This window comes from Ottowia sp., from assembly GCF_035444425.1.
GTDB lineage: Bacteria > Pseudomonadota > Gammaproteobacteria > Burkholderiales > Burkholderiaceae_C > Ottowia.
Window position 1 is genome coordinate 28,484 of the sequence record NZ_DAOMOQ010000019.1, and the last position, 21,481, is coordinate 49,964.

18 protein-coding genes and 1 pseudogene are annotated in these 21,481 nt (G+C 67.4%); 13 read left to right on the top strand and 6 right to left on the bottom strand.

Translation table 11 applies throughout. The annotated features are described in order from the left end of the window. The first annotated feature begins 57 nt into the window (after window positions 1–57). A complete protein-coding gene (locus PK606_RS09285; protein WP_324563088.1) occupies window positions 58–1,014 on the top strand; it encodes an NAD(P)H-dependent flavin oxidoreductase in 957 nt (318 codons plus the stop codon). 253 nt (window positions 1,015–1,267) lie between these two features. Here PK606_RS09285 and PK606_RS09290 read toward each other — a convergent pair whose 3' ends face one another. From PK606_RS09290 to PK606_RS09315, 6 genes are all read right to left on the bottom strand, one after another. Next, window positions 1,268–2,086: a peptidylprolyl isomerase gene (locus tag PK606_RS09290; RefSeq protein WP_324563090.1), complete on the bottom strand. Its 819-nt coding sequence runs from the start codon at window positions 2,084–2,086 to the stop codon at window positions 1,268–1,270. A gap of 86 nt (window positions 2,087–2,172) precedes the next feature. Then, on the bottom strand, window positions 2,173–2,439 hold the full coding sequence (locus PK606_RS09295; protein WP_324563092.1) for a BolA family protein: 267 nt from the start codon (window positions 2,437–2,439) through the stop codon (window positions 2,173–2,175). Then, entirely contained in the window at window positions 2,436–2,999 is a 564-nt protein-coding gene (locus PK606_RS09300; RefSeq protein WP_324563094.1) for a septation protein A, read from the bottom strand. The genes PK606_RS09295 and PK606_RS09300 overlap by 4 nt, the downstream gene beginning before the upstream one ends. Before the next feature lie 12 nt (window positions 3,000–3,011). Then, window positions 3,012–3,419 (bottom strand): peptide-methionine (R)-S-oxide reductase MsrB, encoded by a 408-nt coding sequence (msrB, locus tag PK606_RS09305; RefSeq protein ID WP_324563096.1) that lies wholly within the window; start codon window positions 3,417–3,419, stop codon window positions 3,012–3,014. Beyond that, complete coding sequence (locus PK606_RS09310; RefSeq protein ID WP_324563098.1) at window positions 3,416–4,900, bottom strand: protein adenylyltransferase SelO; 1,485 nt, start codon at window positions 4,898–4,900, stop codon at window positions 3,416–3,418. The genes msrB and PK606_RS09310 overlap by 4 nt, the downstream gene beginning before the upstream one ends. Before the next feature lie 112 nt (window positions 4,901–5,012). Further along, entirely contained in the window at window positions 5,013–6,023 is a 1,011-nt protein-coding gene (locus tag PK606_RS09315) for an AraC family transcriptional regulator (protein ID WP_324563100.1), read from the bottom strand. A gap of 172 nt (window positions 6,024–6,195) precedes the next feature. Between PK606_RS09315 and PK606_RS09320 the strand changes: the two genes are divergently transcribed. The 12 genes and pseudogenes from PK606_RS09320 (at window position 6,196) to PK606_RS09370 (ending at window position 21,445) form a co-directional block, all read left to right on the top strand. Next, window positions 6,196–7,908: a carboxylesterase/lipase family protein gene (locus PK606_RS09320; RefSeq protein WP_324563102.1), complete on the top strand. Its 1,713-nt coding sequence runs from the start codon at window positions 6,196–6,198 to the stop codon at window positions 7,906–7,908. 110 nt (window positions 7,909–8,018) lie between these two features. Further along, a complete protein-coding gene (locus PK606_RS09325; protein WP_324563104.1) occupies window positions 8,019–9,647 on the top strand; it encodes a 3-(methylthio)propionyl-CoA ligase in 1,629 nt (542 codons plus the stop codon). Between the two features lie 129 nt (window positions 9,648–9,776). Beyond that, window positions 9,777–11,009, top strand: a complete 1,233-nt coding sequence (locus PK606_RS09330) for a branched-chain amino acid ABC transporter substrate-binding protein (protein WP_324563106.1) — start codon at window positions 9,777–9,779, stop codon at window positions 11,007–11,009. 153 nt (window positions 11,010–11,162) lie between these two features. Further along, window positions 11,163–12,197: a branched-chain amino acid ABC transporter permease gene (locus tag PK606_RS09335; RefSeq protein WP_324563108.1), complete on the top strand. Its 1,035-nt coding sequence runs from the start codon at window positions 11,163–11,165 to the stop codon at window positions 12,195–12,197. Then, window positions 12,197–13,507, top strand: coding sequence for a branched-chain amino acid ABC transporter permease (locus PK606_RS09340; RefSeq protein WP_324563111.1), 1,311 nt, complete (start codon window positions 12,197–12,199; stop codon window positions 13,505–13,507). The genes PK606_RS09335 and PK606_RS09340 overlap by 1 nt, the downstream gene beginning before the upstream one ends. An 86-nt stretch (window positions 13,508–13,593) precedes the next feature. After that, a pseudogene (locus tag PK606_RS15950) lies at window positions 13,594–14,040 on the top strand (ATP-binding cassette domain-containing protein); the annotation flags it as partial. A gap of 99 nt (window positions 14,041–14,139) precedes the next feature. Beyond that, window positions 14,140–14,295 carry an ABC transporter ATP-binding protein C-terminal domain-containing protein gene (locus tag PK606_RS15955; RefSeq protein ID WP_502920814.1) on the top strand — a complete coding sequence of 52 codons (156 nt, stop codon included), beginning with the start codon at window positions 14,140–14,142 and terminating at the stop codon, window positions 14,293–14,295. A 1-nt stretch (window position 14,296) separates the two neighbouring features. After that, on the top strand, window positions 14,297–14,992 hold the full coding sequence (locus PK606_RS09350; RefSeq protein WP_324563115.1) for an ABC transporter ATP-binding protein: 696 nt from the start codon (window positions 14,297–14,299) through the stop codon (window positions 14,990–14,992). 156 nt (window positions 14,993–15,148) lie between these two features. Continuing rightward, a complete protein-coding gene (locus PK606_RS09355) occupies window positions 15,149–17,260 on the top strand; it encodes a 3-hydroxyacyl-CoA dehydrogenase NAD-binding domain-containing protein (RefSeq protein ID WP_324563116.1) in 2,112 nt (703 codons plus the stop codon). Between the two features lie 61 nt (window positions 17,261–17,321). Continuing rightward, window positions 17,322–18,497, top strand: coding sequence for an acetyl-CoA C-acyltransferase (locus PK606_RS09360; protein ID WP_324563118.1), 1,176 nt, complete (start codon window positions 17,322–17,324; stop codon window positions 18,495–18,497). 196 nt (window positions 18,498–18,693) lie between these two features. Continuing rightward, the gene (locus PK606_RS09365; protein ID WP_324563120.1) at window positions 18,694–20,523 is read left to right on the top strand and encodes an acyl-CoA dehydrogenase; all 1,830 of its coding nucleotides are present in this window, start codon (window positions 18,694–18,696) and stop codon (window positions 20,521–20,523) included. 130 nt (window positions 20,524–20,653) lie between these two features. Continuing rightward, window positions 20,654–21,445 carry an SDR family oxidoreductase gene (locus PK606_RS09370; protein ID WP_324563122.1) on the top strand — a complete coding sequence of 264 codons (792 nt, stop codon included), beginning with the start codon at window positions 20,654–20,656 and terminating at the stop codon, window positions 21,443–21,445. Window positions 21,446–21,481: the final 36 nt, after the last annotated feature.

A 21,481-nucleotide genomic window follows, 5' to 3' on the forward strand; every position in this document is an offset into this window, starting at 1 on the left:
CCTGCCGATCGGCAGGTCTGGACGCGATCGCCACGCATTCGTTTCAAGAAAGCATTTATGTCCACCTTGCCTCCCGTGCTGCAGCGGCTGAAGTTCCCCGTCATCGGGGCGCCACTGTTCATCATCAGCAACCCGAAGCTGGTCATTGCCCAGTGCACCGCCGGCGTGGTCGGCTCGATGCCGGCGCTGAACGCGCGTCCGGCGGCGCAGCTCGACGAATGGCTGGCCGAGATCACCGAAGGCCTGGCGGCGTGGGACAAGGCCAACCCGGACAACCCGGCGGCGCCGTTCGCCATCAACCAGATCGTGCACAAGAGCAACGATCGGCTCGAGCACGACATGCAGGTGTGCGCCAAGTACCGGGTGCCGATCGTCATCACCAGCCTGGGCGCGCGCGAGGACGTGAATCAAGCCGTGCACTCGTGGGGCGGTATCGTGATGCACGACGTCATCAACAACCGCTTCGCGCACAAGGCGATCGAGAAGGGCGCCGATGGCCTGATTCCGGTGGCCGCCGGCGCCGGCGGCCACGCCAGCGCCAAGAGCCCGTTCGCCATGGTGCAGGAGATCCGCGAGTGGTTCGACGGCCCGGTGGCGCTGTCGGGCGCCATCGCCTCGGGCGGCGCGGTGCTGGCGGCGCAGGCTTGCGGAGCCGACTTCGCCTACATCGGCTCGGCCTTCATCGCCACCCACGAGGCGCGCGCCGTCGATGCCTACAAGCAGATGATCTGCGAGAGCGATTCCGACGACATCGTCTACAGCAACTTCTACACCGGCGTGCTGGGCAACTACCTGAAGGGCAGCATCCGCAACGCCGGCATGGACCCGGACAAGCTGCCCGAGAGCGACCCCAGCAAGATGGATTTTGGTGCCGGCGGCGGCGCCAAGGCCTGGAAGGACATCTGGGGCTGCGGCCAGGGCATCGGCGCCATCAAGCAGGTGGTGCCGGCGGCCGAGCTGATCGCGCGCCTGAAGCGCGAATACGCCGAGGCGCGGGCGCGGCTGGCGCTGTGAGCTGATGACCTGATACCGATTGGCGCTCGGCAGCATGAATAACCGTTCACACTGAGCCCTTCGGCGAACTCAGGACAGGCCTGTCGAAGTGAAGGCGATTGGCAGGGCTTCGACGGGCTCAGCCTGAACGGTTCCATATTTTCGAACGCGATTCCGCATGAGCTGACTTTTTCAGTACAAGACAAAAGGCCTGCCGGGTTCTCCGGCAGGCCTTATGTCTTGATGCGGGTCGCGCGGACCTTCGGGTGCGTGCTTACTCGACCTTGGCCTTGGCGCGCAGTTCCTCCTGGAACTTGACCAGCTTCTGCTGCTGCAGCTGCTGCGTGATCTGCGGCTTGACGTCCTCGAACTTCGGCAGCTCGGGCGCTTTGGCGTCGCGCAGGTCGTCGACGCGGATCACGTGGTAGCCGAACTGCGACTTCACCGGCGCATCGGTCAGCTGGCCCTTGCCCAGCTTGCCGAGGGCGTCGGCGAACTCGCGCACGTAGCCGGACGGGTTGGCCCAGCCGAGGTCGCCGCCCTGGGCGCCGGAGCCCGGGTCCTTGGACTTGGTCTTGGCCAGTTCCTCGAAACTGCCGCCGCCCTTGATCTGGCCGATCAGCGCCTTGGCCTCGTCCTCGGTCTCGACCAGGATGTGGCTGGCCTTGTACTCCTTGGCGCCGGCCGCCGGTGCCTGCGCGGCGACGATGCGGTCGTATTCGGCCTTGGCCTCGGCGTCGGTCACCTTGTTCTTGTTCTGGAAGTCGGCGAACAGCTCGTTGATCAGCACGCCCTGGCGCGCCAGTTCCAGTTTGGCGCGAAATGCGGGCGTGGCCTGCAGGCCGCGGCGCTCGGCTTCCTGCATGAAGATCTCGCGTGCGACGACTTCTTCGCGCAACTGCCCCGCGACCTCCGCCGGCACCGGCCGGCCTGTGCGCTCGGCCTGCGCCTTGACTTGTTCCTCAAGCGCGGTCAGGCGCGTCTTGGGCACCGGCTTGCCGTTGACGACGGCGACGTTCTGCGCCATCACGGGCAAGGCCAGGGCGCTGGACAACAATGCCGCTGCGGACGCGGCCAGAAGCTGTTTTTTCATGGTCTCAAAACGGGAGGAAAGCCCTGCCGGGCCGGGGGAGGAACGCTTGCAAGCGGTGTGAGAGCGGGCCGGAGCCGAAAAAGTTCTCAGCGGGTCTCGATCGCGATGGCGTGCACGCCATCCTGGTCGATGAAAATCTGCAGCGCATCATACACAAGCCGGTGCCGCGCCACGCGGCTCTTGCCGTCGAAGCCGGGCGCCGCGATGCGGACCCGGAAATGGGTGCCGAAGCCGGTGCCGTTGGCGCCGGCGTGACCATCGTGCTGCCAGCTTTCGTCCAGCACCTCGAGCTCGGTCGGCTCCAGTTGCGTGCGCAGGTGTGCGGCCATGCGGTCGGCCAGGGCGGTACTCATGTCGATCCTCCGGGTGGTGTCTCGACCTCCGCCGTGTCGTCGCTCAGGTGGCGTGCCACGTACAGGCCCTGGCCGAGGATGAAGGCGACCGGGAACACGTAGCCCCAGAGCTTGAAGTTGGCCCAGGCATCGGTCGAGAAGTAGGCGGCGATGTAGCCGTTGAGCGCCGCCATGAACAGGCAGTACAGCACCCAGGCCACGGTGAGACGGTGCCAGACGGGATCCGGCAGGCTGAGCTGGCTGCCCAGCATCATCTTGAGGAAGTTCTTGCGGAAGGCCCACAGCGCCACCGCCAACGCCAGCGCCATGGCGGCGTAGAGCACCGTGGGTTTCCACTTGATGAAACGGTCGTCCTGCAAGGACAGGGTCAGCGCGCCGAAGATCAGGATCAAGGCCAGCGTGGCCTTGTGCATGGTGGTCAGCTTCTTGTCGATGGCGTAGATGATGGCCATCTGGACCACGGTGGCGGCCATCAGCACGGCGGTGCCGACGTAGATGCCCTGCAGCTTGTAGGCGACGAAGAACAGCAGGATCGGCAGGAAGTCGAGCAATACCTTCATGAGGCGCCGAGTTTACTTGGGCGCGAAGTCGAGCGAAGCCGAGTTCATGCAGTAGCGCAGGCCGGTCGGTGCCGGGCCGTCGTTGAACACGTGGCCCAGGTGGGCGCCGCAGTTGGCGCACACGGTCTCGACGCGCACCATGCCGTGGCTCAAGTCGCGCCGCTCCTCGATGGTGCCGGCAATCGCCAGCGAGAAGCTGGGCCAGCCGCAGCCGGCGTCGAACTTGGTGCCGGACTCGAACAGCTTGGTGCCGCAGCAGACGCAGTGGTAGCTGCCGTCGGCCCAGTGCTGCTCGTACTTGCCGGTGAAGGGGCGCTCGGTGGCGGCATGGCGGGTGACCTCGAAGGCCGGGGCTTCGGCGCCTTTTTTTTCCAGCAGGGCACGCCACTCGGCGTCGGTTTTCTGTACGGGATGGGTCATGATGAGCAACTGATCTGGATGTCGGACGCCCAGTCGGGCGGGAACCCGGCCCATTCCGGGTGGGCCGGGTGTTCGTCGCAGGGGTGTTCCAGCGCGGCCAGCAGATCCTGGATCATCTGGAAGTCCTTGTTCCTGGCCTGCGCGATGGCCTGCTCGGCCAGGTGGTTGCGGAGCACGATGGACGGGTTGTGGCGCAGCGCCAGACCGGCGTCGAAGGCCTCGGCCGGATCATGCATCAGCGCCTGGTAGCGCGCCAGCAGCGCGTCGATCGCGGCGCGGTCGAAGAACAACTCGCTCACGCTGGCGGCGGGCGCGCCGGCGGCGTGGTGGGCCAGGCGGCGCCAGAAGATCGTGAAGTCGGTACGCTCGCGCGCCATCAGCCGCAGCATGTCGTCGGCCAGCGTGCGCGTGCCCTCGGAGGCGGCAGTGAAACCGAGCTTGGCCGCCAGGCGCTGGCGCAGTTCGGCGGCAAAGACTTCTTCGTAAGGCGCCAGCGCCGCCATCGCGGTGTCCGGCTCGCCGATCAGCGGCAGCAGCGCCTGCCCGAGGGCGAACAGGTTCCAGTGCGCGATCGGCGGCTGGCGCCGGTAGGCGTAGCGGCCGCCGTGGTCGGAGTGGTTGCAGATGTGGTCGGGATTGAAGCCATCCATGAACTGGAACGGGCCATAGTCGATGGTCAGGCCCAGGATGCTCATGTTGTCGGTGTTCATCACACCGTGCATGAAGCCGACCGCCTGCCACTGCGCGATCAGCTGGGCGGTGCGCCGCGTGACGGCTTCGAGCAGCGCGGCGACCGGCGCGGCGGCGTCACCGCACTCGGGGAAGAAATGATCGATGACGAAATCCGCCAGCTGCTTCAACTCGGCATGCAGGCCATGGTGGCAGAAATGCTCGAAATGGCCGAAGCGGATGAAGCTGGGCGCCGTGCGCGTGATGACGGCGGCGGTCTCGATCTGCTCGCGCCGCACAGGCTGGTCGGAACCGGTGATGCACAGGGCGCGTGTGGTCGGGATGCCAAGCCCGTGCATGGCCTCGCTGACCAGGAATTCGCGGATCGACGAGCGCAACACGGCGCGCCCGTCGCCCATGCGCGAATAGGGCGTCAGGCCGCTGCCCTTGAGCTGCAGTTCGAGCGAGCCGCCGCCCGGCGTCTCGACCTCGCCCAGCAGGATGGCGCGGCCGTCACCGAGCTGGCCGGCCCAGACGCCGAACTGGTGCCCGCTGTAGACGCTGGCCAGCGGCTGGCTGCCGGCAAGCGGCCGGTTGCCGGAAAACGCCTCCAGCGCCTCCTGCGTACGCCACCAGTCGTCTTCCAGACCCAGTTCGCGCGCCATCGACCGGCTGCGCGCGACCCAGTACGGATCGCGCAGCGCGATCGGCGGCAACGCGGTGTAGAAGGCGGAGCCGAGGTTGGCAAAGCGGTTGCGCCAGACCCAGCCGAGATCAAGCTGAGGGCGCACCGGCAGCATCACATCTTGCATGACGCATTGTCGCCCCGCGCAACAGATCGTGCTCGCGGCCGGCGCCATGCGACCACCGCCATCGAAGGCTTGGCATCGGCTCCGTCAGCGCACGCCCGGTTCGCGGGTCGCGTCAGCTCAGCTGTGCCAGCTGCTCGCGGTAGCGCCCGGGCGAGACGCCAAACCAGCGCCGGCAGGCGCGGAAGAAGTTGCTCTGGTCGGCGAAGCCCAGCGCGTCGGCGATCTGGGCCAGGCTGTAGCGTGGGTCGGCCAGCTGGCTGGCCGCGAGTTCGCGCCGGACTGCATCGAGCACCTGCTGGTAACTGGTGTGCTCCTCCTGCAGCCGGCGCTGCAGCGTGCGGTCGGCCATGGCCAGGTGGTCCGCGATGTCCTGGCGGCGCGGCTCGCCCTGGTGCAGGCGGCGCAGGATCTCGTCGCTGACGCGCCGGCTCAGGCTGCTGTGGCCGAGTACTTCCAGCCGCTCGTCCATGGCGCGCGTCAGCATCGGCTGCAGCAGCGGGTTGTGCGAGGGCAGGGCGCCGTTCATGTCCTCCGACGCGAGCAGCATGCGCGTCCACGGTTGGTCGAAACGGACCGGACAGCCGAAGGCCTGCTGATAGGGCGCCGGATCGAGTGGGCGCGCGTGGCGCAGCTCGACCGCCAGCGGCTGGATCGGCCGCCGCGTGATCCAGCGACACAGGATCAGCGATGCCAGCAGGGCGTGTTCCTGCCGCTGCCGCGGCACCGGCCGCGTGGCACCGATGTGGTCGATGACATACCAGCAGCCACCCTGGTCGTTCACCAGTTCCAGCGTGGTCGCATCCGACAGCAGCGCCATGTAGCGTGACAGGCTGCGCAGGCCGGCCAGCAGGGTGGGGCTGCTCAGCATCGGGTAGGCGACTACATCGAAGTTGACGAAGCGCGTCACCCGCTCGCGATCCAGGCCCAGGTACGGGTTGCCCGACCAGGCCACCGCCAGCTCCCACAGTTCGGACAGCTTGTCGCCGCCGATGCGTGCATGCGGCTGCTCGAGCAGCTGCGGGTCGATGCCGACGGCGTCGAGCAAACGGGGCACGTCGATCCCCTGCGAGGCGAACATGTCGGCCAGGCTCCTGACCCAGGTGGACGAACTGGTGCGCTCCACGATGTTAGGGAAACCGATAGCTGCCGTGGCCTGAGAAGTCAGTGCTTTGGCCACATTGTGACAGCCGCTCGGGCGCCCGCGCTTTCTAGAATGGCGCAGTCAGCCGGGCCGGCGAATGCGTGGCCGATCGATGCTGACGGCATGGCAGGCAGCACCCGACAGGAGACAACACATGAGCAGACTGCGTGGTATTTTCCCGGCGCTGGCCGTGACGGCGGCCCTGGCGCTCAGCGCCTGCGGCGGCGGCTCGGATGACCCGGCCCGGCTGGCGCTGAAGACGACCAGCCACGGCGACGTCCAGGGCATCAACAACGCCGAGTTGGACGGCACCTACGCCTGGAAAGGCATTCCGTTCGCCAGGCCGCCGGTCGGCGAACTGCGCTGGCGCGCGCCGCAGGCGCCCGAGCGCTGGCAGGGCGTGCGCGACGCCACCCGGTTCGGCCACGCCTGCCTGCAGATGGGCCGCATCTACGGGCCCGGCGCCAACAACACCTACGACGCGACCATCGCCACCACGCTGAACACGCCGGTCGGCAACGAGGACTGCCTGACGCTCAACGTCTGGCGTCCCGCCACCGAGGATGACAAGCTGCCGGTGATCGTGTTCGTCTATGGCGGCAGCAACATTTCCGGCTACAGCGCCGATCCGCTGTACGACGGCGCGGCGCTGGCGAAGCGGGCCAACGCGGTCGTCGTGACGACCAACTACCGCGTCGGCGCACTGGGCTTCCTCAACCTGGCGCAGCTCAAGACCGGCGATGCGGCCGAGGATTCGGGCAACTTCGCGCTGCTCGACGTGGTGCAGGCACTGAAGTTCGTCAAGGACAACGCCGCCGCCTTCGGCGGCGACGCCGGCAACGTGACCCTGATGGGGCAGTCGGCCGGCGCCATCAATGTCTACGCGCTGATGACGGCGCCGAGTGCGGCCGGCCTGTTCCACAAGGCGGCGCCGCTGTCGGGCGGCATCTCGCTGGCCAGCAACCTGCCGGCCGGCCGGCTGCCGGTGCTGGCGCCGGCCGCGACCTACGCCGCGCAGGGCGCCGGCCTGCTGGCGGCGCAGCTGATCGCCGATGGCCTGGCCGCCGACGCCGCCGGCGCGCAGGCCTGGGTCGCCGAGCGCAGCGCCGCCGAGGTGGCCAGCTACCTGCGCGGCAAGGACGGCGGCGCCTTGCTGACCACGGTGCTGACCAAGGGCCTGGGCGGTTCGGGCCCGATTCCCGACGGCCGTTTCATGCCGCAGGATCCGATCGGCGCGATTGCCGCCGGCAACTACCACAGGGTGCCGGTGCTGGCCGGCATGACCGGCAACGAGGGCAAGCTGTTCGCGCCCTTCCTGACCCTGTTCGGCGGGCCGCCCGGCTTCAAGATGGGCGATGCCGAACGCTTCAACCTGATGATGGGCTTCAACCCCGACGCGCCGACCGCGCTGACCGAGGCCGACATCCTGAATCCGGCCTATGTGCCGTCGTCAGCGCCCGAGACCGGCTGGACCGCCAAGACCGATCTGCTGGGCTACCTGTTCATGACCGCCAACCGCGACAACGCGCTCGACACGCTGATCGCGCAGCAGTCGAACGTCTGGTACTACCAGTTCGACTGGGCGCAGGAGCCGGCGCCCTGGGACACCATCTACGGCGCCGCGCACGCGTTCGACCTGCCGTTCCTGTTCGGCAACTTCGGGCCCTCGCTGTTTTCCAACGCGATCGGCGGCGCGGCCAACAAAGCGGGCCGGCTGGCGCTGTCGGGCGCGATGATGAACAGCCTTGCGGCGTTCGCCCGCAGCGGCAACCCCAACCACCCGGGCCTGGGCGTGAACTGGCAACCCTGGCCGGCCAGGCTGGTGTTCGATGCCGGCAAGACCGAGCTCAGGATCCGCGCCGAGTGAGTCCGCTGGGGGAGGGCAAGGCGACGTGCGGATGGCGCTGCGGCGCTTGTGCGTGCAGGTTAACCAGTTAGTATTTGGCGCAGGCACAACCTGAAACAAGAGGAGAACCCATGCTGGGCTTGATGCAGAACCATCCGCTGCTGATTTCGTCGCTGATCGACTTCGCCGCCCGACACCATGGTGACGGCGAGATCGTGTCGCGGCGCGTCGAGGGGGACATCCACCGCTACACCTGGGCCGACGTGCAACAGCGCGCCAAGCAGGTGGCCAACGCGATCGACGCGCTGGGGTTGAAGGCGGGCGACCGGATCGGCACCCTGGCCTGGAACGGCTACCGGCACCTGGAGCTGTACTTCGGCGTCAGCGGATCCGGGCGCGTGCTGCACACCGTCAACCCGCGCCTGCTGCCGGAGCAGATCGCCTGGATTCTCAACCATGCCGAGGATCAGGCGCTGTGCTTCGACATGAGCTTCCTGCCGATCATCCAGGGCATCCACGCGCACTGCAAGACCGTCAGGCACTGGATCGCGCTGTGCGACGCCGACAAGCTGCCGGCGGACACCGGCATCCCGAACCTGATCAGCTACGAGGCCTGGCTTGGCAGTCAGTCGCCGGACTACGAGTGGCCGGTGTTCGACGAGAGCACCGCCTCGAGCATGTGCTACACCAGCGGCACCACCGGCAACCCGAAGGCGGCGCTGTACAGCCACCGCTCCACCGTGCTGCACGCCTACGCTTCGGCGCTGCCCGACGTGATGGGCCTGTCGGCGCGCGATGCCGCGCTGCCGGTGGTGCCGATGTTCCACGTCAACGCCTGGGGGCTGCCGTACTCGGCCGCGATGGTCGGCGCCAAGCTGGTGTTTCCGGGGCCGGCGATGGACGGCAAGTCGCTGTACGAGCTGATGGAGGCCGAGGGCGTGACCTTCGCTGCCGGCGTGCCGACGATCTGGCAGATGCTGCTGGGCCACACCTCGGCCAACAAGCTGCGCTTCTCCACCCTGACGCGCACGGTGATCGGCGGCTCGGCCTGCCCGCCAGCGATGATCGCCACCTTCCGCGACGAGTACGGCGTCGACGTGCTGCACGCCTGGGGCATGACCGAGATGAGCCCGCTGGGCACGGTGTGCACGCTGAAGGAGAAGCACCGTCGGCTGCCGGAACAGGACAAGATGAAGATCCGGCTCAAGCAGGGCCGCGCCATCTTCGGTGTCGACATGAAGATCGTCGACGACGACGGCCAGGAACTGCCCTGGGACGGCAAGACCTATGGCGACCTGCACGTCAAGGGCCCGTGGATCCTCGACCAGTACTTCAAGGGCGAGGGCGGCGACCCGCTGAAGAACGGCTGGTTCCCGACTGGCGACGTCGCCACCATCGACGCCGACGGCTTCATGCAGATCACCGACCGCAGCAAGGACGTGATCAAGTCGGGCGGCGAATGGATCAGCTCGATCGACATCGAGAACATCGCCATGGCGCACCCGGCGGTGGCGATGGCCGCCTGCATCGGCATGCCGCATCCGAAATGGGACGAGCGGCCGATCGTGGCGGTGGTGCGCAAGCCGGGTGTCGAGCTGACGCGCGAGCAGCTGATCGCCTTCTACGACGGCAAGGTGGCCAAGTGGCAGATGCCCGATGACGTGGTGTTCCTGGAGGCGATCCCGATCGGCGCCACCGGCAAGATGCTCAAGGCCAGGCTGCGCGAGCAGCTGAAGGATTACAAGCTGCCCGATGCCTGAGGCCCCGTGCGCGGCGTGCGCGGCTGCCGCGCAGGTGACAGCGCTCGCGGGCAAACCCGACTGCTTTTCTTCGTCGCCGGCGCTACGCTGCCGGCATCCATGGGTAGCCCAACTGAAGGAGACAAGGCTATGAAGTTCGCAATCAAACTGCTCGCCGCTGCGGCGCTGGTGACGGTGCTGGGCAGCGCCCAGGCGCAGAAGGGCGAGACCGTCAAGATCGCGCTGATCGATCCGCAGACCGGCCTGATGGGGCCGCTGGGGACCAACCAGATGCGCAGCTGGCAGTTTTTCGCCGAGGAGTTCAGCAAGAACAACCCGGCCGGCGTCAAGTTCGAGCTGGTGGCGTTCGACAACAAGCTCAGCCCGGCCGAGAGCGCCAACGCGCTGAAGGCGGCGATCGACCAGGGCATCCGCTACGTCGCGCAGGGCAACGGCTCGTCGGTGGCGGCGGCGCTGATCGACGGCATCAGCAAGCACAACGAGCGCAACCCCGGCAAGGAGCTGATGTACCTGAACTACGCCGCGGTCGACCCCGACTTCACCAACAGCAAGTGCAACTACTGGCACTTCCGCTTCGACGCCGACACCTCGATGAAGATGGAGGCGATGAGCAGCTTCATGAAGGACCAGAAGGACGTCCACAAGGTGTTCCTGCTGAACCAGAACTACTCGCACGGCCACCAGGTCGCCAAGTTCGCGAAGGAAACCTTGAAGCGCAAGCGTCCCGACATCGAGATCGTCGGCGAGGACCTGCACCCGCTGGCGCAGGTGCGCGACTTCGCGCCCTACATCGCCAAGATCAAGGCGGCCGGCGCCGACACGGTGATCACCGGCAACTGGGGTTCCGACCTGGCGCTGCTGATCAAGGCGGCCAAGGAGGGCGGCTACAACGGCAAGTTCTTCACCTACTACACCGGCGTGACCGGCACGCCGACGGCGCTGGGCAGCACCGGCGAGGGTCAGGTCTACCAGGTCGCCTACGCGCACTACAACATGACCGGACCGATGGCCAAGTGGATGCAGGATTTCAAGACCCGCTTCAAGGACGACATGTTCACCGGCGCCATCCCCAACGCCTTCGCCGGCCTGTCGCAGGCCATGGCCAACGCCAAGTCGACCGATCCGGTCAAGGTGGCCAAGGCCTTCGAGGGCCTGAAGTACCAGGGCTTCAACGGCGAGGTCGAGATGCGCCGCGCCGACCACCAGCTGCAGCAGCCGCTCTACATCACGGTGTGGCAGAAGGCCGGCGGCAAGTACACCTACAGCCCGGAGGGCACCGGCATGACGCTGGCGCCGGTGGCGGAATACCCGTCCTACGTGTCGAGCACGCCGACTTCCTGCCAGATGAAGCGGCCGGCCTGATGGCCGCCGGCGGGCGCTGCGCGTCGCGGGGCTGACGCGCCGCGCCTGCGAGCGCAGCTTGTCCATCCCCAGCCTGGCCGCGAGAATCCCGCGGCCGGGCGCAGCGGTGACGACAGGCCCGGCACACGGGCCAACCACGAGGAAAGACCACGGATGGAGTTTTTCATCATCTCCATGCTCAACGGGGTGAGCTATGGATTGCTGCTGTTCATGCTCAGCTCGGGGCTGACGCTGATCTTCAGCATGATGGGCGTGCTGAATTTCGCCCATGCCAGTTTCTACATGGTGGGCGCGTACTTCGGCTACACCCTGTCCGGCATCATCGGCTTCTGGCCGGCGCTGGTGCTGGCGCCGATCCTGGTGGCGGCGCTGGGTGCGCTGTTCGAGAAGTACAGCCTGCGCAAGGTGCACAAGTACGGCCACGTGCCCGAACTCCTGATCACCTTCGGCGCGTCCTACATCATCCTCGAGCTGGTGCAGCTGATCTGGGGCCGGCCGGCGGTCGAGTTCCTGCCGCCCGAGGTGCTGCGCGGGCCGGCCTTCACGCTGATCAACCACTCCGTCGACGGCATGCGCATGGTGTGGGGCGCCGCGCCGGCCGAGGCCTGCCGCGCCGCCGATGCCGCGGTGCGGGTGGTGTGTTCGCCGTTCCCGGCCACGCGCGCCATGATGATGCTGGTGGCGGTGCTGATGCTGGTCGGCATCTGGCTGCTGCTGACGCGCACCCGCATCGGCTACATCATCCAGGCCGCGCTGACGCACCCGGAGATGGTCGAGTCGCTCGGCCACAACGTGCCGCGCGTGTTCATGCTGGTGTTCGGCGCCGGCACCGGACTGGCGGCGCTGGCCGGCGTGATCGGCGGCAGCACCTACGTCACCGAACCGGCCATGGCGGCCACCGTCGGTGTGATCATCTTCGTGGTGGTGGTGGTCGGCGGCATGGGCTCGCTGGCCGGCGCCTTCGTCGCCTCGCTGCTGATCGGCGTCCTGCAGACCTTCGCCGTGGCCTTCGACTACTCCTTCATCACTCTGGCCGGGCAGTTCGGCATCCCGCTCAGCGACGCCATGCGCGAGAACTCGCTGGTCAAGCTGACGCTGTCGCAGGTGGCGCCGATCCTGCCCTACCTGCTGATGGTGCTGATCCTGATCGTGCGCCCGCGCGGGCTGCTGGGGGCGCGGGAAAACTGATGAACACGCAAGCTCTCGCGACCCCGGTCGCGCCACCGCGCCTGAACGCCCGCCGCCTGGGGCTCTGGGGCGGCTTCGCCCTGCTGCTGGTCGTGGCGCCGCTCATCTTCACCAGCAACCTGTCGGTCACCATGCTGGCGCAGATGGGTATCGCCATCATCGCCTGCCTGTCCTACAACATCCTGCTGGGGCAGGGCGGCATGCTCAGCTTCGGGCACGCGGTCTACACCGGGCTGGGCTCCTACGTCGCCATCCATGCGCTGAACGCGGTGACGGCGGGGCGCTTCAACATCCCGGTCAGCCTGCTCCCGCTGGTGGGCGGCCTGGCCGGCCTGTTCTTCGCCGTGCTGCTGGGCTGGGTCACCACCAAGCGCGCCGGTACCACTTTCGCCATGATCACGCTCGGCATCGGCGAGCTGGTGTTCGCGATGTCGCTGATGGTGCCCGAGTTCTTCGGCGGCGAGGCCGGCATCTCGGGCAACCGCGTGGTCGGCGAGCCGGTGATGGGCATCAGCTACGGGCCGGCACGGCAGGTGTACTACCTGATCGCGGTCTACACCTTCGTCTGCGTGCTGCTGATGTACGCCTTCACGCAGACCCCGCTGGGGCGCATCCTGAACGCCGTGCGCGACAACCCCGAGCGGGTCGAGTTCGTCGGCTACAACGCCCAGCGGGTGCGCTACCTGGCCTTCATCGTGGCCGGCTTCTTCGCCGGCATCGCCGGCGGGCTGGGCGCGCTGCAGTTCGAGCTGGTCACCGCCGAGGTGGTCGGCGCCAACCGCTCCGGCGCCTACCTGCTGTTCACCTTCCTCGGCGGCGCGACCTTCTTCTTCGGCCCCATCATCGGCGGCGTGCTGATGGTGATCGCCTTCGTGCTGCTGTCGGAGCTGACCAAGGCCTGGTTGCTGTACCTGGGCCTGATCTTCGTCTTCATGGTGATGTACGCGCCGGGCGGCATCGCCAGCCTGATCATGATGAACCTGCGCGTGGCCGCGCACGGCAAGTTCGGCCGCATCGCGCCGCAGCTGGCGCTGGTGCTGGTCGCCGGCGTGCTGACGCTGGTCGGCGCCGGCGCGCTGATCGAGATGATCTACCACCTGCAGCTCAACCGCGCCATGGGGGACGAGGTGAACTACCTGGGCCTGACCTTGCACGCCAGCAGCGCCGCGCACTGGGCCGTGGGCGGCGCGCTGTTCGTGCTGGGCACCGGTGCGCTGGAGTGGGCGCGCCGGCGCTTCGCGCGCAACTGGAGCGCCGTCAACGCCGAGATCGAGGGTGTGCTCAAGCGCCAGCAGGAGGGCGAAGCATGAACGCCAGCGCGGCGGCGGCCGGCTACGCCATCGAGATGCGCGACTTGCGCAAGAGCTTCGGCAAGACCGAGATCATCCGTGGCGCCAGCCTGGCGGTGCGGCCGGGCGAGCGCGTCGCCATCATCGGGCCCAATGGCGCCGGCAAGTCGACCCTGTTCAACCTGATCAGCGGGCGGCTGGCGCCGACCAGCGGCGAGGTGCTGCTGCACGGCGAGCGCATCGACGGCAAGCCGCCCTACGAGATCAACCGCATGGGGCTGGCGCGCAGCTTCCAGATCACCAACCTGTTCCCGAAGCTCAGCGTGTTCGAGAACCTGCGCTGCGCGCTGCTGTGGAAGCTGGGCTACCGCTACACCTTCCTGCGCTTCCTGTCGCGCATGCACGATGCGAACGCGCGCACCGAGGAACTGCTGCGCATGATCCAGCTCGAGCGCAAGCGCGACGTGCTGGCGATGAACCTGCCCTACGCCGAGCAGCGCGCGCTGGAGATCGGCGTGACGATTGCCGGCGGCGCTGACGTCATCCTGCTGGACGAGCCGACCGCCGGCATGAGCCGCAGCGAGACCCGGCACTTCGTCGAGCTGATCCGCAAGGTCACCGAAGGCAAGACGCTGCTGACGGTGGAGCACGACATGGGCGTGGTGTTCGGCCTGGCCGACAAGATCGCGGTGGTGGTGTACGGCGAGGTGATCGCCTTCGACACGCCCGAGGCGGTGCGCGCCAACGCGCGCGTGCAGGAGGCGTATCTCGGCTCCTCCGTCGCCGACGCGCAAGTGGCAGGACATTGACATGCTGACCGTGAAGGATTTGCACGCCTACTACGGCAAGAGCCACGTGCTGCACGGCGTCGATTTCGACGTCCAGCCGGGCGAGATCGTGGCCTTGCTGGGTCGCAACGGCTCGGGCCGCTCGACCACCGCCAAGGCCATCATGGGCCTGGTGCACAGCGAAGGCATCATCGCCTGGAAGGGCCGGAACATCCACGGCCGCAAGGCCTACGAGATCGCCCACATGGGGCTCGGCTACGTGCCGGAGAGCCGCGACGTGTTTCCGCGCCTGACGGTGCACCAGAACCTGCTGCTCGGGCAGAAGGGTGCGGGACAGGGCAGCCGCTGGTCGTTCGACGACATGTACGCCATGTTCCCGCGCCTGAAGGAGCGCGAGCACACGGAGGCCGGCGTGATGTCGGGCGGCGAGCAGCAGATGCTGACGCTGTGCCGCACGCTGATGGGCAACCCGGACCTGATCATGATCGACGAGCCGACCGAGGGGCTGGCGCCGAAGATCGTCGAGCTGGTCGCCGAGTACCTGAAGACGCTGAAGGAGCGCGGCGTCTCGGTGCTGCTGATCGAGCAGAAGCTGACCATCGCGATGCAGATCTCCGATCGCGCGCTGGTCATGGGTCGCGGCAGCATCGTGTTCGACGGCACGCCCGAGCAGCTGCGCGCCGATGCCGCCACGCGCAAGGAATGGCTGGAAGTGTGAGGCCGGTCCGCAGCCGTGGCCGGCGCCGGTCCCACCGGTGACAGGCGCCTGCCAGGGCGGCGGCGAAACTCACTAAACTCGAAACGCCACCGGCAACCAGGGCGGCCACGACCGACCGGCGGTTGACCGGTTCATCCCGTCCCACGAGGAGCAAGCATGACTGCTGAATACCAGGTCCGCGGCGATGTCGCCGTCATCACCATGAACAATCCGCCGGTCAACGGCCTCGGTTACGAGACCCGCGTCGGCATCACCAGTGGGCTGGAGCAGGCCAACGCCGATCCGGCCGTCAAGGCCATCGTGCTCACCGGCGGCGGCAAGGCGTTCTCGGGCGGTGCCGACATCAGGGAGTTCAATTCGCCCAAGGCGATGCAGGAGCCGATCCTGCTGTCGGTCATCAGCGCGGTCGAGAACTCGCGCAAGCCCGTGGTCGCTGCCGTGCACTCGGTCGCCATGGGCGGCGGGCTGGAACTGGCGCTGGGCGCGCATTACCGCATCGCCGCGCCGGGCGCCAAGATCGCGCTGCCCGAGGTCAAGCTGGGCCTGATCCCCGGCGCCGGCGGCACCGTGCGGCTGCCGCGCGTGCTGGGCGTCGAGACGGCGTTGAACATGATCGTCAAGGGCGATCCGGTCAACAGCGAGCTGCTGGCCGGCCTGCCAGGGCAGAAGCTGTTCGACCGCATGGCCTCGTCGCCCGAGCAGCTGCTGGATGAGGCCATTGCCTTCGCGAAAGAGCTTGCTGTCAAGCACGCCGACGGTTCGGCACTGCCGCTGGTGCGCAACCTGCCCTGCAAGCATCCGCAGGGCGACGCCTATTTCCAGTTCGCGCGCAACATGGTCAAGGGGATGGCGAAGAACTTCCCGGCGCCCGTCAAGTGCGTGGACGCGGTCGAGAACGCCACCCGGTACCGGTTCGACGACGCGCTGGCACGCGAGCGCGAGATCTTCATCAACCTGATGCAGACGCCCGAGTGCAAGGCGCTGCGCCACATCTTCGCCGCCGAGCGTGCCGCCAGCAAGATCCCGGACGTGGGCAGCGACATCAAGCCGCGCGAGATCAAGAAGGTGGCGGTGATCGGTGCCGGCACCATGGGCGGCGGCATCTCGATGAACTTCCTCAACGCAGGCATCCCGGTCACGATTCTGGAGACGAAGCAGGAAGCGTTGAACCGCGGGGTCGACGTGATCAGCAAGAACTACGAGGCACAGGTCAGGAAAGGCAAGCTGAAGCAGGACAAGTACGAGCAGCGCATGAGCCTGCTCAAGACCACGCTGAACTACGAGGACATCAAGGACGCCGACCTGGTGATCGAGGCGGTGTTCGAGGAGATGGGCGTCAAGGAGCAGGTCTTCAGGAAGCTCGACGAGGTGATGAAGCCCGGTGCCATCCTGGCGTCGAACACCTCGACGCTCGACGTCGACCAGATCGCCGGCTTCACGAAGCGCCCGCAGGACGTGGTCGGCATGCACTTCTTCAGCCCGGCCAACGTGATGAAACTGCTGGAGGTGGTGCGCGGCGAGAAGACCGCCAAGGACGTGCTGGCCACGGTGATGGCGATCGCCAAGAAGATCAAGAAGACGGCGGTTGTGTCGGGCGTCTGCGACGGCTTCATCGGCAACCGCATGATCGAGCAGTACAGCCGTCAGGCCGGTTTCCTGATCGAGGAGGGCGCGACGCCGCAACAGGTCGACAAGGCGATCGAGAAATTCGGCTTCGCCATGGGTCCGTTCCGCATGGGTGACCTGGCCGGCAACGACATCGGCTGGGCCATCCGCAAGCGCCGCTACGTCGAGAAGCCTGACATGAAATACAGCAAGACCGCCGACCTGCTGTGCGAACTGGGCCGCTTCGGCCAGAAGACCGGCGCCGGCTGGTATGACTACCAGCCCGGCAAGCGCGACGCCATCCCGAGCAAGCTGGTCGAGGACATGATCGTCAAGTATCGGCAGGATCAGGGCATCACGCCGCGCAAGATCAGCGACCAGGAGATCGTCGAGCGCCTGGTGTATTCGCTGGTCAACGAGGGCGCGCGCATCCTCGAGGACGGCATCGCCAGCAAGGCCAGCGACATCGACATGGTGTACCTGACCGGCTACGGCTTCCCGCTGTGGCGCGGCGGCCCGATGAAGTACGCCGACCAGGTCGGCCTGTTCAACGTCGCCGAGAGCATGAAGCGCTTCGCCCGCAACCCGCGCGACGACGCCGGGTTCTGGCAACCGGCGCCGCTGCTGCGGAAACTGGTCGCGGAAGGCAAGACCTTCAACTGAGCGCACGCCTTGTTGCCGAGCCGGATCAACCGAAAACGCCCATCATTCAGGAGCTGAGTCCATGACTTCTGCCGTCATCGTTTCCACCGCACGCACGCCGCTGGCCAAGAGCTGGAAGGGCGCCCTCAACATGACCCATGGCGCCACCATGGGTGGCCACGTCGTCCGGCACGCGCTGCAGCGCGCCGGTATCGAGGCCGCCGAGGTCGACGACGTCATCATGGGCTGCGCCAACCCCGAGGGCGCCACCGGCATGAACATCGCGCGCCAGATCGCGCTGATGGCGGATTGCCCGGTCAGCGTCTCGGGCATGACCGTCAACCGCTTCTGCTCGTCCGGACTGCAGACCATCGCGCTGGCGGCGCAACGCATCATCGCCGGCGAGGCCGACGTGTACGTCGCCGGCGGCGTGGAAAGCATTTCCTGCGTGCAGCAGGAGATGAACCTGCATATGATCCAGGACCCCAACCTGGTTGCGAAAAAACCCGAGATCTACTGGAGCATGCTCCAGACCGCCGAGCAGGTTGCGAAGCGCTACGGCATCGGCCGTGACGCCATGGACGAGTATGGCGCCGCCAGCCAGCAGAAGGCCTGCGCCGCGCAGGCCGCCGGCAAGTTCGACGACGAGATCGCGCCGATCACCGTCACCGCTGGCGTGGCCGACCCGGTACTGGGCCTGCGCACCAGGGAAGTCACCTTGTCCAAGGACGAAGGCACGCGCGAAGGCACGACCAAGGAAGGCATCAGCGGCATCCGCCCGGCATTGCCCGGTGGCCTCATCAGTGCCGGCAACGCCAGCCAGTTCAGCGACGGCGCCGGCGCCTGCGTGGTGGTGAGCGAGGACTACGCCAGCCGCAAGGGCCTGAAGCCGCTGGGGCGCTTCCTCGGCTTTGCCGTGGCCGGCTGCGAGCCCGACGAGATGGGCATCGGCCCGGTGTTCGCCGTGCCCAAGGTGCTGGCCAGGCTCGGCCTGAAGGTCGGCGACATCGACCTGTGGGAGCTGAACGAGGCCTTTGCCGTGCAGGTGCTGTACTGCCGCGACAAGCTGGGCATTCCAGCCGACAAGCTCAACGTCAACGGCGGCGCCATTGCCCTGGGCCACCCCTATGGCGTCAGCGGCCAGCGCCTCACCGGCCATGCGCTGATCGAGGGCAAGCGCCGCGGCGCCAGAAAAGTGGCGGTGACCATGTGCATCGGCGGCGGCATGGGCGCGGCGGGCATCTTCGAGGTGCTTTGACCTGAAGGCGTCCAACAGCCGGACGCAGGGGACGCCAGGGTTTCGCAGAAGACGCGAAAGAAACCGCCTCCAGAAGGGGGTGAGGAACCAAACGCGGACCTGGCAAGGTTCTTCGGTTTTTTCCTGCGTCTTCGGTGATATTCCAGCGTCCTCTGCAGCCTGCTGTTCATTTGTTGTCCACCAACCTGGCTAGAAGATGAACCTGCGCGACACGCTCGACTTCCTGCTCTACGACTGGCTCGACGCCACCGCGCTCGCGCAGCGTGAGCGCTTCGCCGAGCATTCGCGCGAGACCTTCGACGCGGTGATGGACACCTGCGAGCGCATCGCGCGCGAGAAGTACGCGCCGTTCAACCGCCTGGTCGACACCGAGGAGCCGCGCACCGAGCCATGCGCAGACAGCAGCCTGCGCGTGCTGCTGCCGCAGGCCACGCACGAGGCGCGCCAGGCCTACGCCGAGTCCGGCATGCTGGCCGCCGCGCAGGACTACGAGCACGGCGGCATGCAGCTGCCTTATCTGGTCGAGGCGGCTGCCAACGCCTTCTTCGGCAAGGCCTCGATCAGCATCGGCTCCAACCTGCTCACGGTGGGCAACGCCAACCTGCTGATGGTGCATGGCACCGACCTGCAGAAGCAGGTGTTCGCCGCCAACCAGTTCAACGGCCGCTGGGCCGGCACCATGTGCCTGAGCGAGCCGCAGGCGGGCTCCTCACTGTCCGACATCACCACCCGCGCCACGCTGGAGGATGAGAGCGATCCGCTTGGTCCGCGCTACCGCCTGCGCGGCAACAAGATGTGGATTTCCTCCGGCGAGCACGAGCTGACCGAGAACATCGTGCACTTGGTGCTGGCCAAGATTCCCGGCGCCGACGGCAGGCTGATCCCGGGTGTCAAGGGCATTTCGCTGTTCATCGTGCCAAAGCAGCTGGTGGAAGCGGAAGGCAGGCTGACTGGCGTGCGCAACGACGTGGCGCTGGCCGGCCTGAACCACAAGCTGGGCTGGCGCGGCACCACCAACACGCTGCTCAACTTCGGTGAAGGGCAGTTCAAGGTAGACGGCGAGGCCGGCGCCGTGGGCTATCGGGTGGGCAAGCCGCACGAAGGCCTGCGCTGCATGTTCCACATGATGAACGAGGCGCGCATCGCCATCGGCATGGCTGCCGCCATGCTGGGCTTGGCCGGCTACGAGGCGTCGCTCGACTATGCGAAGACGCGCACGCAGGGCCGCCCGGTCGGCCCGGCCGGCAAGGACCCGGCCCAGCCGCCGGTGCGGCTGATCGAGCACGCCGACATCCGGCGCATGCTGCTGGCGCAGAAGAGCACTTGCGAAGGCGCGCTGGCGCTGCTGCTGTACTGTGCCCGCCTGGTCGACGAGCAACACACCGGCGACGCGGCCACCGCCGACGAGGCGCGCCTGCTGCTCGAGGTGCTGACGCCGATCGCCAAGAGCTGGCCGAGCGAGAACTGCCTGGAAGCCAACTCGCTCGCGATCCAGATCCATGGCGGCTATGGCTACACGCGCGACTTCCCCGTGGAGCAGTACTGGCGCGACAACCGCCTGAACATGATCCACGAGGGCACGCACGGCATCCAGGCCATGGACTTGCTGGGCCGCAAGGTGCTGATGGAAGAGGGCAGGGGCCTGCAACTGCTGGCCGGACGCATTCAGGCCACCATCGCGAAGACCCGTCCGCAACCCGCGCTAACCGGGTACGCCGATGCACTGGCACAGGCGCTGGCGCGCGTCGGCGCCGCCACCAAAGCCGCCTGGGCCACGGGCGAGCCGACCGAGGCGCTGGCCAATGCCGTGCCCTACATGCAGGCCTTCGGCCACGTGGTGATCGCGTGGGTCTGGCTGGAGCTGTCGCTGGCTGCCCGCGCCTCCAAGGATGAGGCACACCGCGCCGGCGTGGCGGGCGCCACGGCCTATTTCTACCAGTACGAACTGCCCAAGATCGACGCCTGGCTGCGCGTGGTCGAAAGCCGCGACATGACCTGCGCCCACATGCCCGAGGCGGCGTTCTGATGACAGGCCGGCATCGCGGGCAAGCCCGCTCCCACAGGCCCCACCCCTTGTGGGAAGCCCCAGCCTTTGTGGGAGCGGCCCTGGCCGCGATCAGCGCATCGCCACCCTTGAGACAACACACGAGAACCCGATGACCCGCACCGTTCAACAACTGTTCGACCTCAGCGGCAAGACCGCCCTCGTCACCGGCGGCTCGCGCGGCCTGGGCCTGCAGATGGCGCAGGCGCTCGGTGAGGCCGGCGCGCGCATCATGCTCAGCTCGCGCAAGGCGGCTGATCTGGAGGAGGCCGTGGCCGAACTGCAGGCCGCCGGCATCGACGCGCGCTGGATCGCCGCCGACTGCGCGGTCGAGGCCGACATCCACCGCCTGGCCGACGAGACGCTGGAGCGCATGGGCGACATCGACATCCTGGTCAACAACGCCGGCGCCGCCTGGGGCGCGCCGGCCGAGGACCACCCGATCGAGGCCTGGGACAAGGTGATGAACCTGAACGTGCGCGGGTATTTCATCCTGAGCCAGCGCGTGGCCAAGAAGAGCATGATCGGCAGACGACAGGGCCGCATCATCAACCTGGCCAGCATCGCCGGCTTAGGGGGAAACCCGCCCGAGATGCAGACCATCGCCTACAACACCAGCAAGGGCGCGGTGGTCAACTTCACGCGCGCGCTGGCCTGCGAGTGGGGCAGGTACGGGATCACCGTCAACGCGATCTGCCCTGGCTTCTTCCCCAGCAAGATGACGCGCGGCACGCTGGAGAAGCTCGGCGAGGACCAGCTCGCCGCGCACGCGCCACTGCGCCGCCTGGGCGATGACGAGGATCTGAAGGGCATCACCTTGCTGTATGCCAGCGACGCCGGCAAGCACATCACCGGGCAGTGGCTGGCGGTGGACGGGGGTGTGAGCGTGGTCACCGGAGGATGAGCCCGATGCGGACGCGCCGGTGTTTCTCCCTCTCCC

Coding starts and splice junctions, on each gene's coding strand:
- PK606_RS09335 (WP_324563108.1), top strand. CDS start 11,163: ATGGAGTTTTTCATCATCTCCATGCTCAACGGGGTGAGCTATGGATTG.
- PK606_RS09290 (WP_324563090.1), bottom strand. CDS start 2,086: ATGAAAAAACAGCTTCTGGCCGCGTCCGCAGCGGCATTGTTGTCCAGC.
- PK606_RS09330 (WP_324563106.1), top strand. CDS start 9,777: ATGAAGTTCGCAATCAAACTGCTCGCCGCTGCGGCGCTGGTGACGGTG.
- PK606_RS09310 (WP_324563098.1), bottom strand. CDS start 4,900: ATGCAAGATGTGATGCTGCCGGTGCGCCCTCAGCTTGATCTCGGCTGG.
- PK606_RS09355 (WP_324563116.1), top strand. CDS start 15,149: ATGACTGCTGAATACCAGGTCCGCGGCGATGTCGCCGTCATCACCATG.
- PK606_RS09320 (WP_324563102.1), top strand. CDS start 6,196: ATGAGCAGACTGCGTGGTATTTTCCCGGCGCTGGCCGTGACGGCGGCC.
- PK606_RS09340 (WP_324563111.1), top strand. CDS start 12,197: ATGAACACGCAAGCTCTCGCGACCCCGGTCGCGCCACCGCGCCTGAAC.
- PK606_RS09285 (WP_324563088.1), top strand. CDS start 58: ATGTCCACCTTGCCTCCCGTGCTGCAGCGGCTGAAGTTCCCCGTCATC.
- PK606_RS09325 (WP_324563104.1), top strand. CDS start 8,019: ATGCTGGGCTTGATGCAGAACCATCCGCTGCTGATTTCGTCGCTGATC.
- PK606_RS09360 (WP_324563118.1), top strand. CDS start 17,322: ATGACTTCTGCCGTCATCGTTTCCACCGCACGCACGCCGCTGGCCAAG.
- PK606_RS09370 (WP_324563122.1), top strand. CDS start 20,654: ATGACCCGCACCGTTCAACAACTGTTCGACCTCAGCGGCAAGACCGCC.
- PK606_RS09350 (WP_324563115.1), top strand. CDS start 14,297: ATGCTGACCGTGAAGGATTTGCACGCCTACTACGGCAAGAGCCACGTG.
- PK606_RS09365 (WP_324563120.1), top strand. CDS start 18,694: ATGAACCTGCGCGACACGCTCGACTTCCTGCTCTACGACTGGCTCGAC.
- msrB (WP_324563096.1), bottom strand. CDS start 3,419: ATGACCCATCCCGTACAGAAAACCGACGCCGAGTGGCGTGCCCTGCTG.
- PK606_RS15955 (WP_502920814.1), top strand. CDS start 14,140: ATGGGCGTGGTGTTCGGCCTGGCCGACAAGATCGCGGTGGTGGTGTAC.
- PK606_RS09300 (WP_324563094.1), bottom strand. CDS start 2,999: ATGAAGGTATTGCTCGACTTCCTGCCGATCCTGCTGTTCTTCGTCGCC.
- PK606_RS09295 (WP_324563092.1), bottom strand. CDS start 2,439: ATGAGTACCGCCCTGGCCGACCGCATGGCCGCACACCTGCGCACGCAA.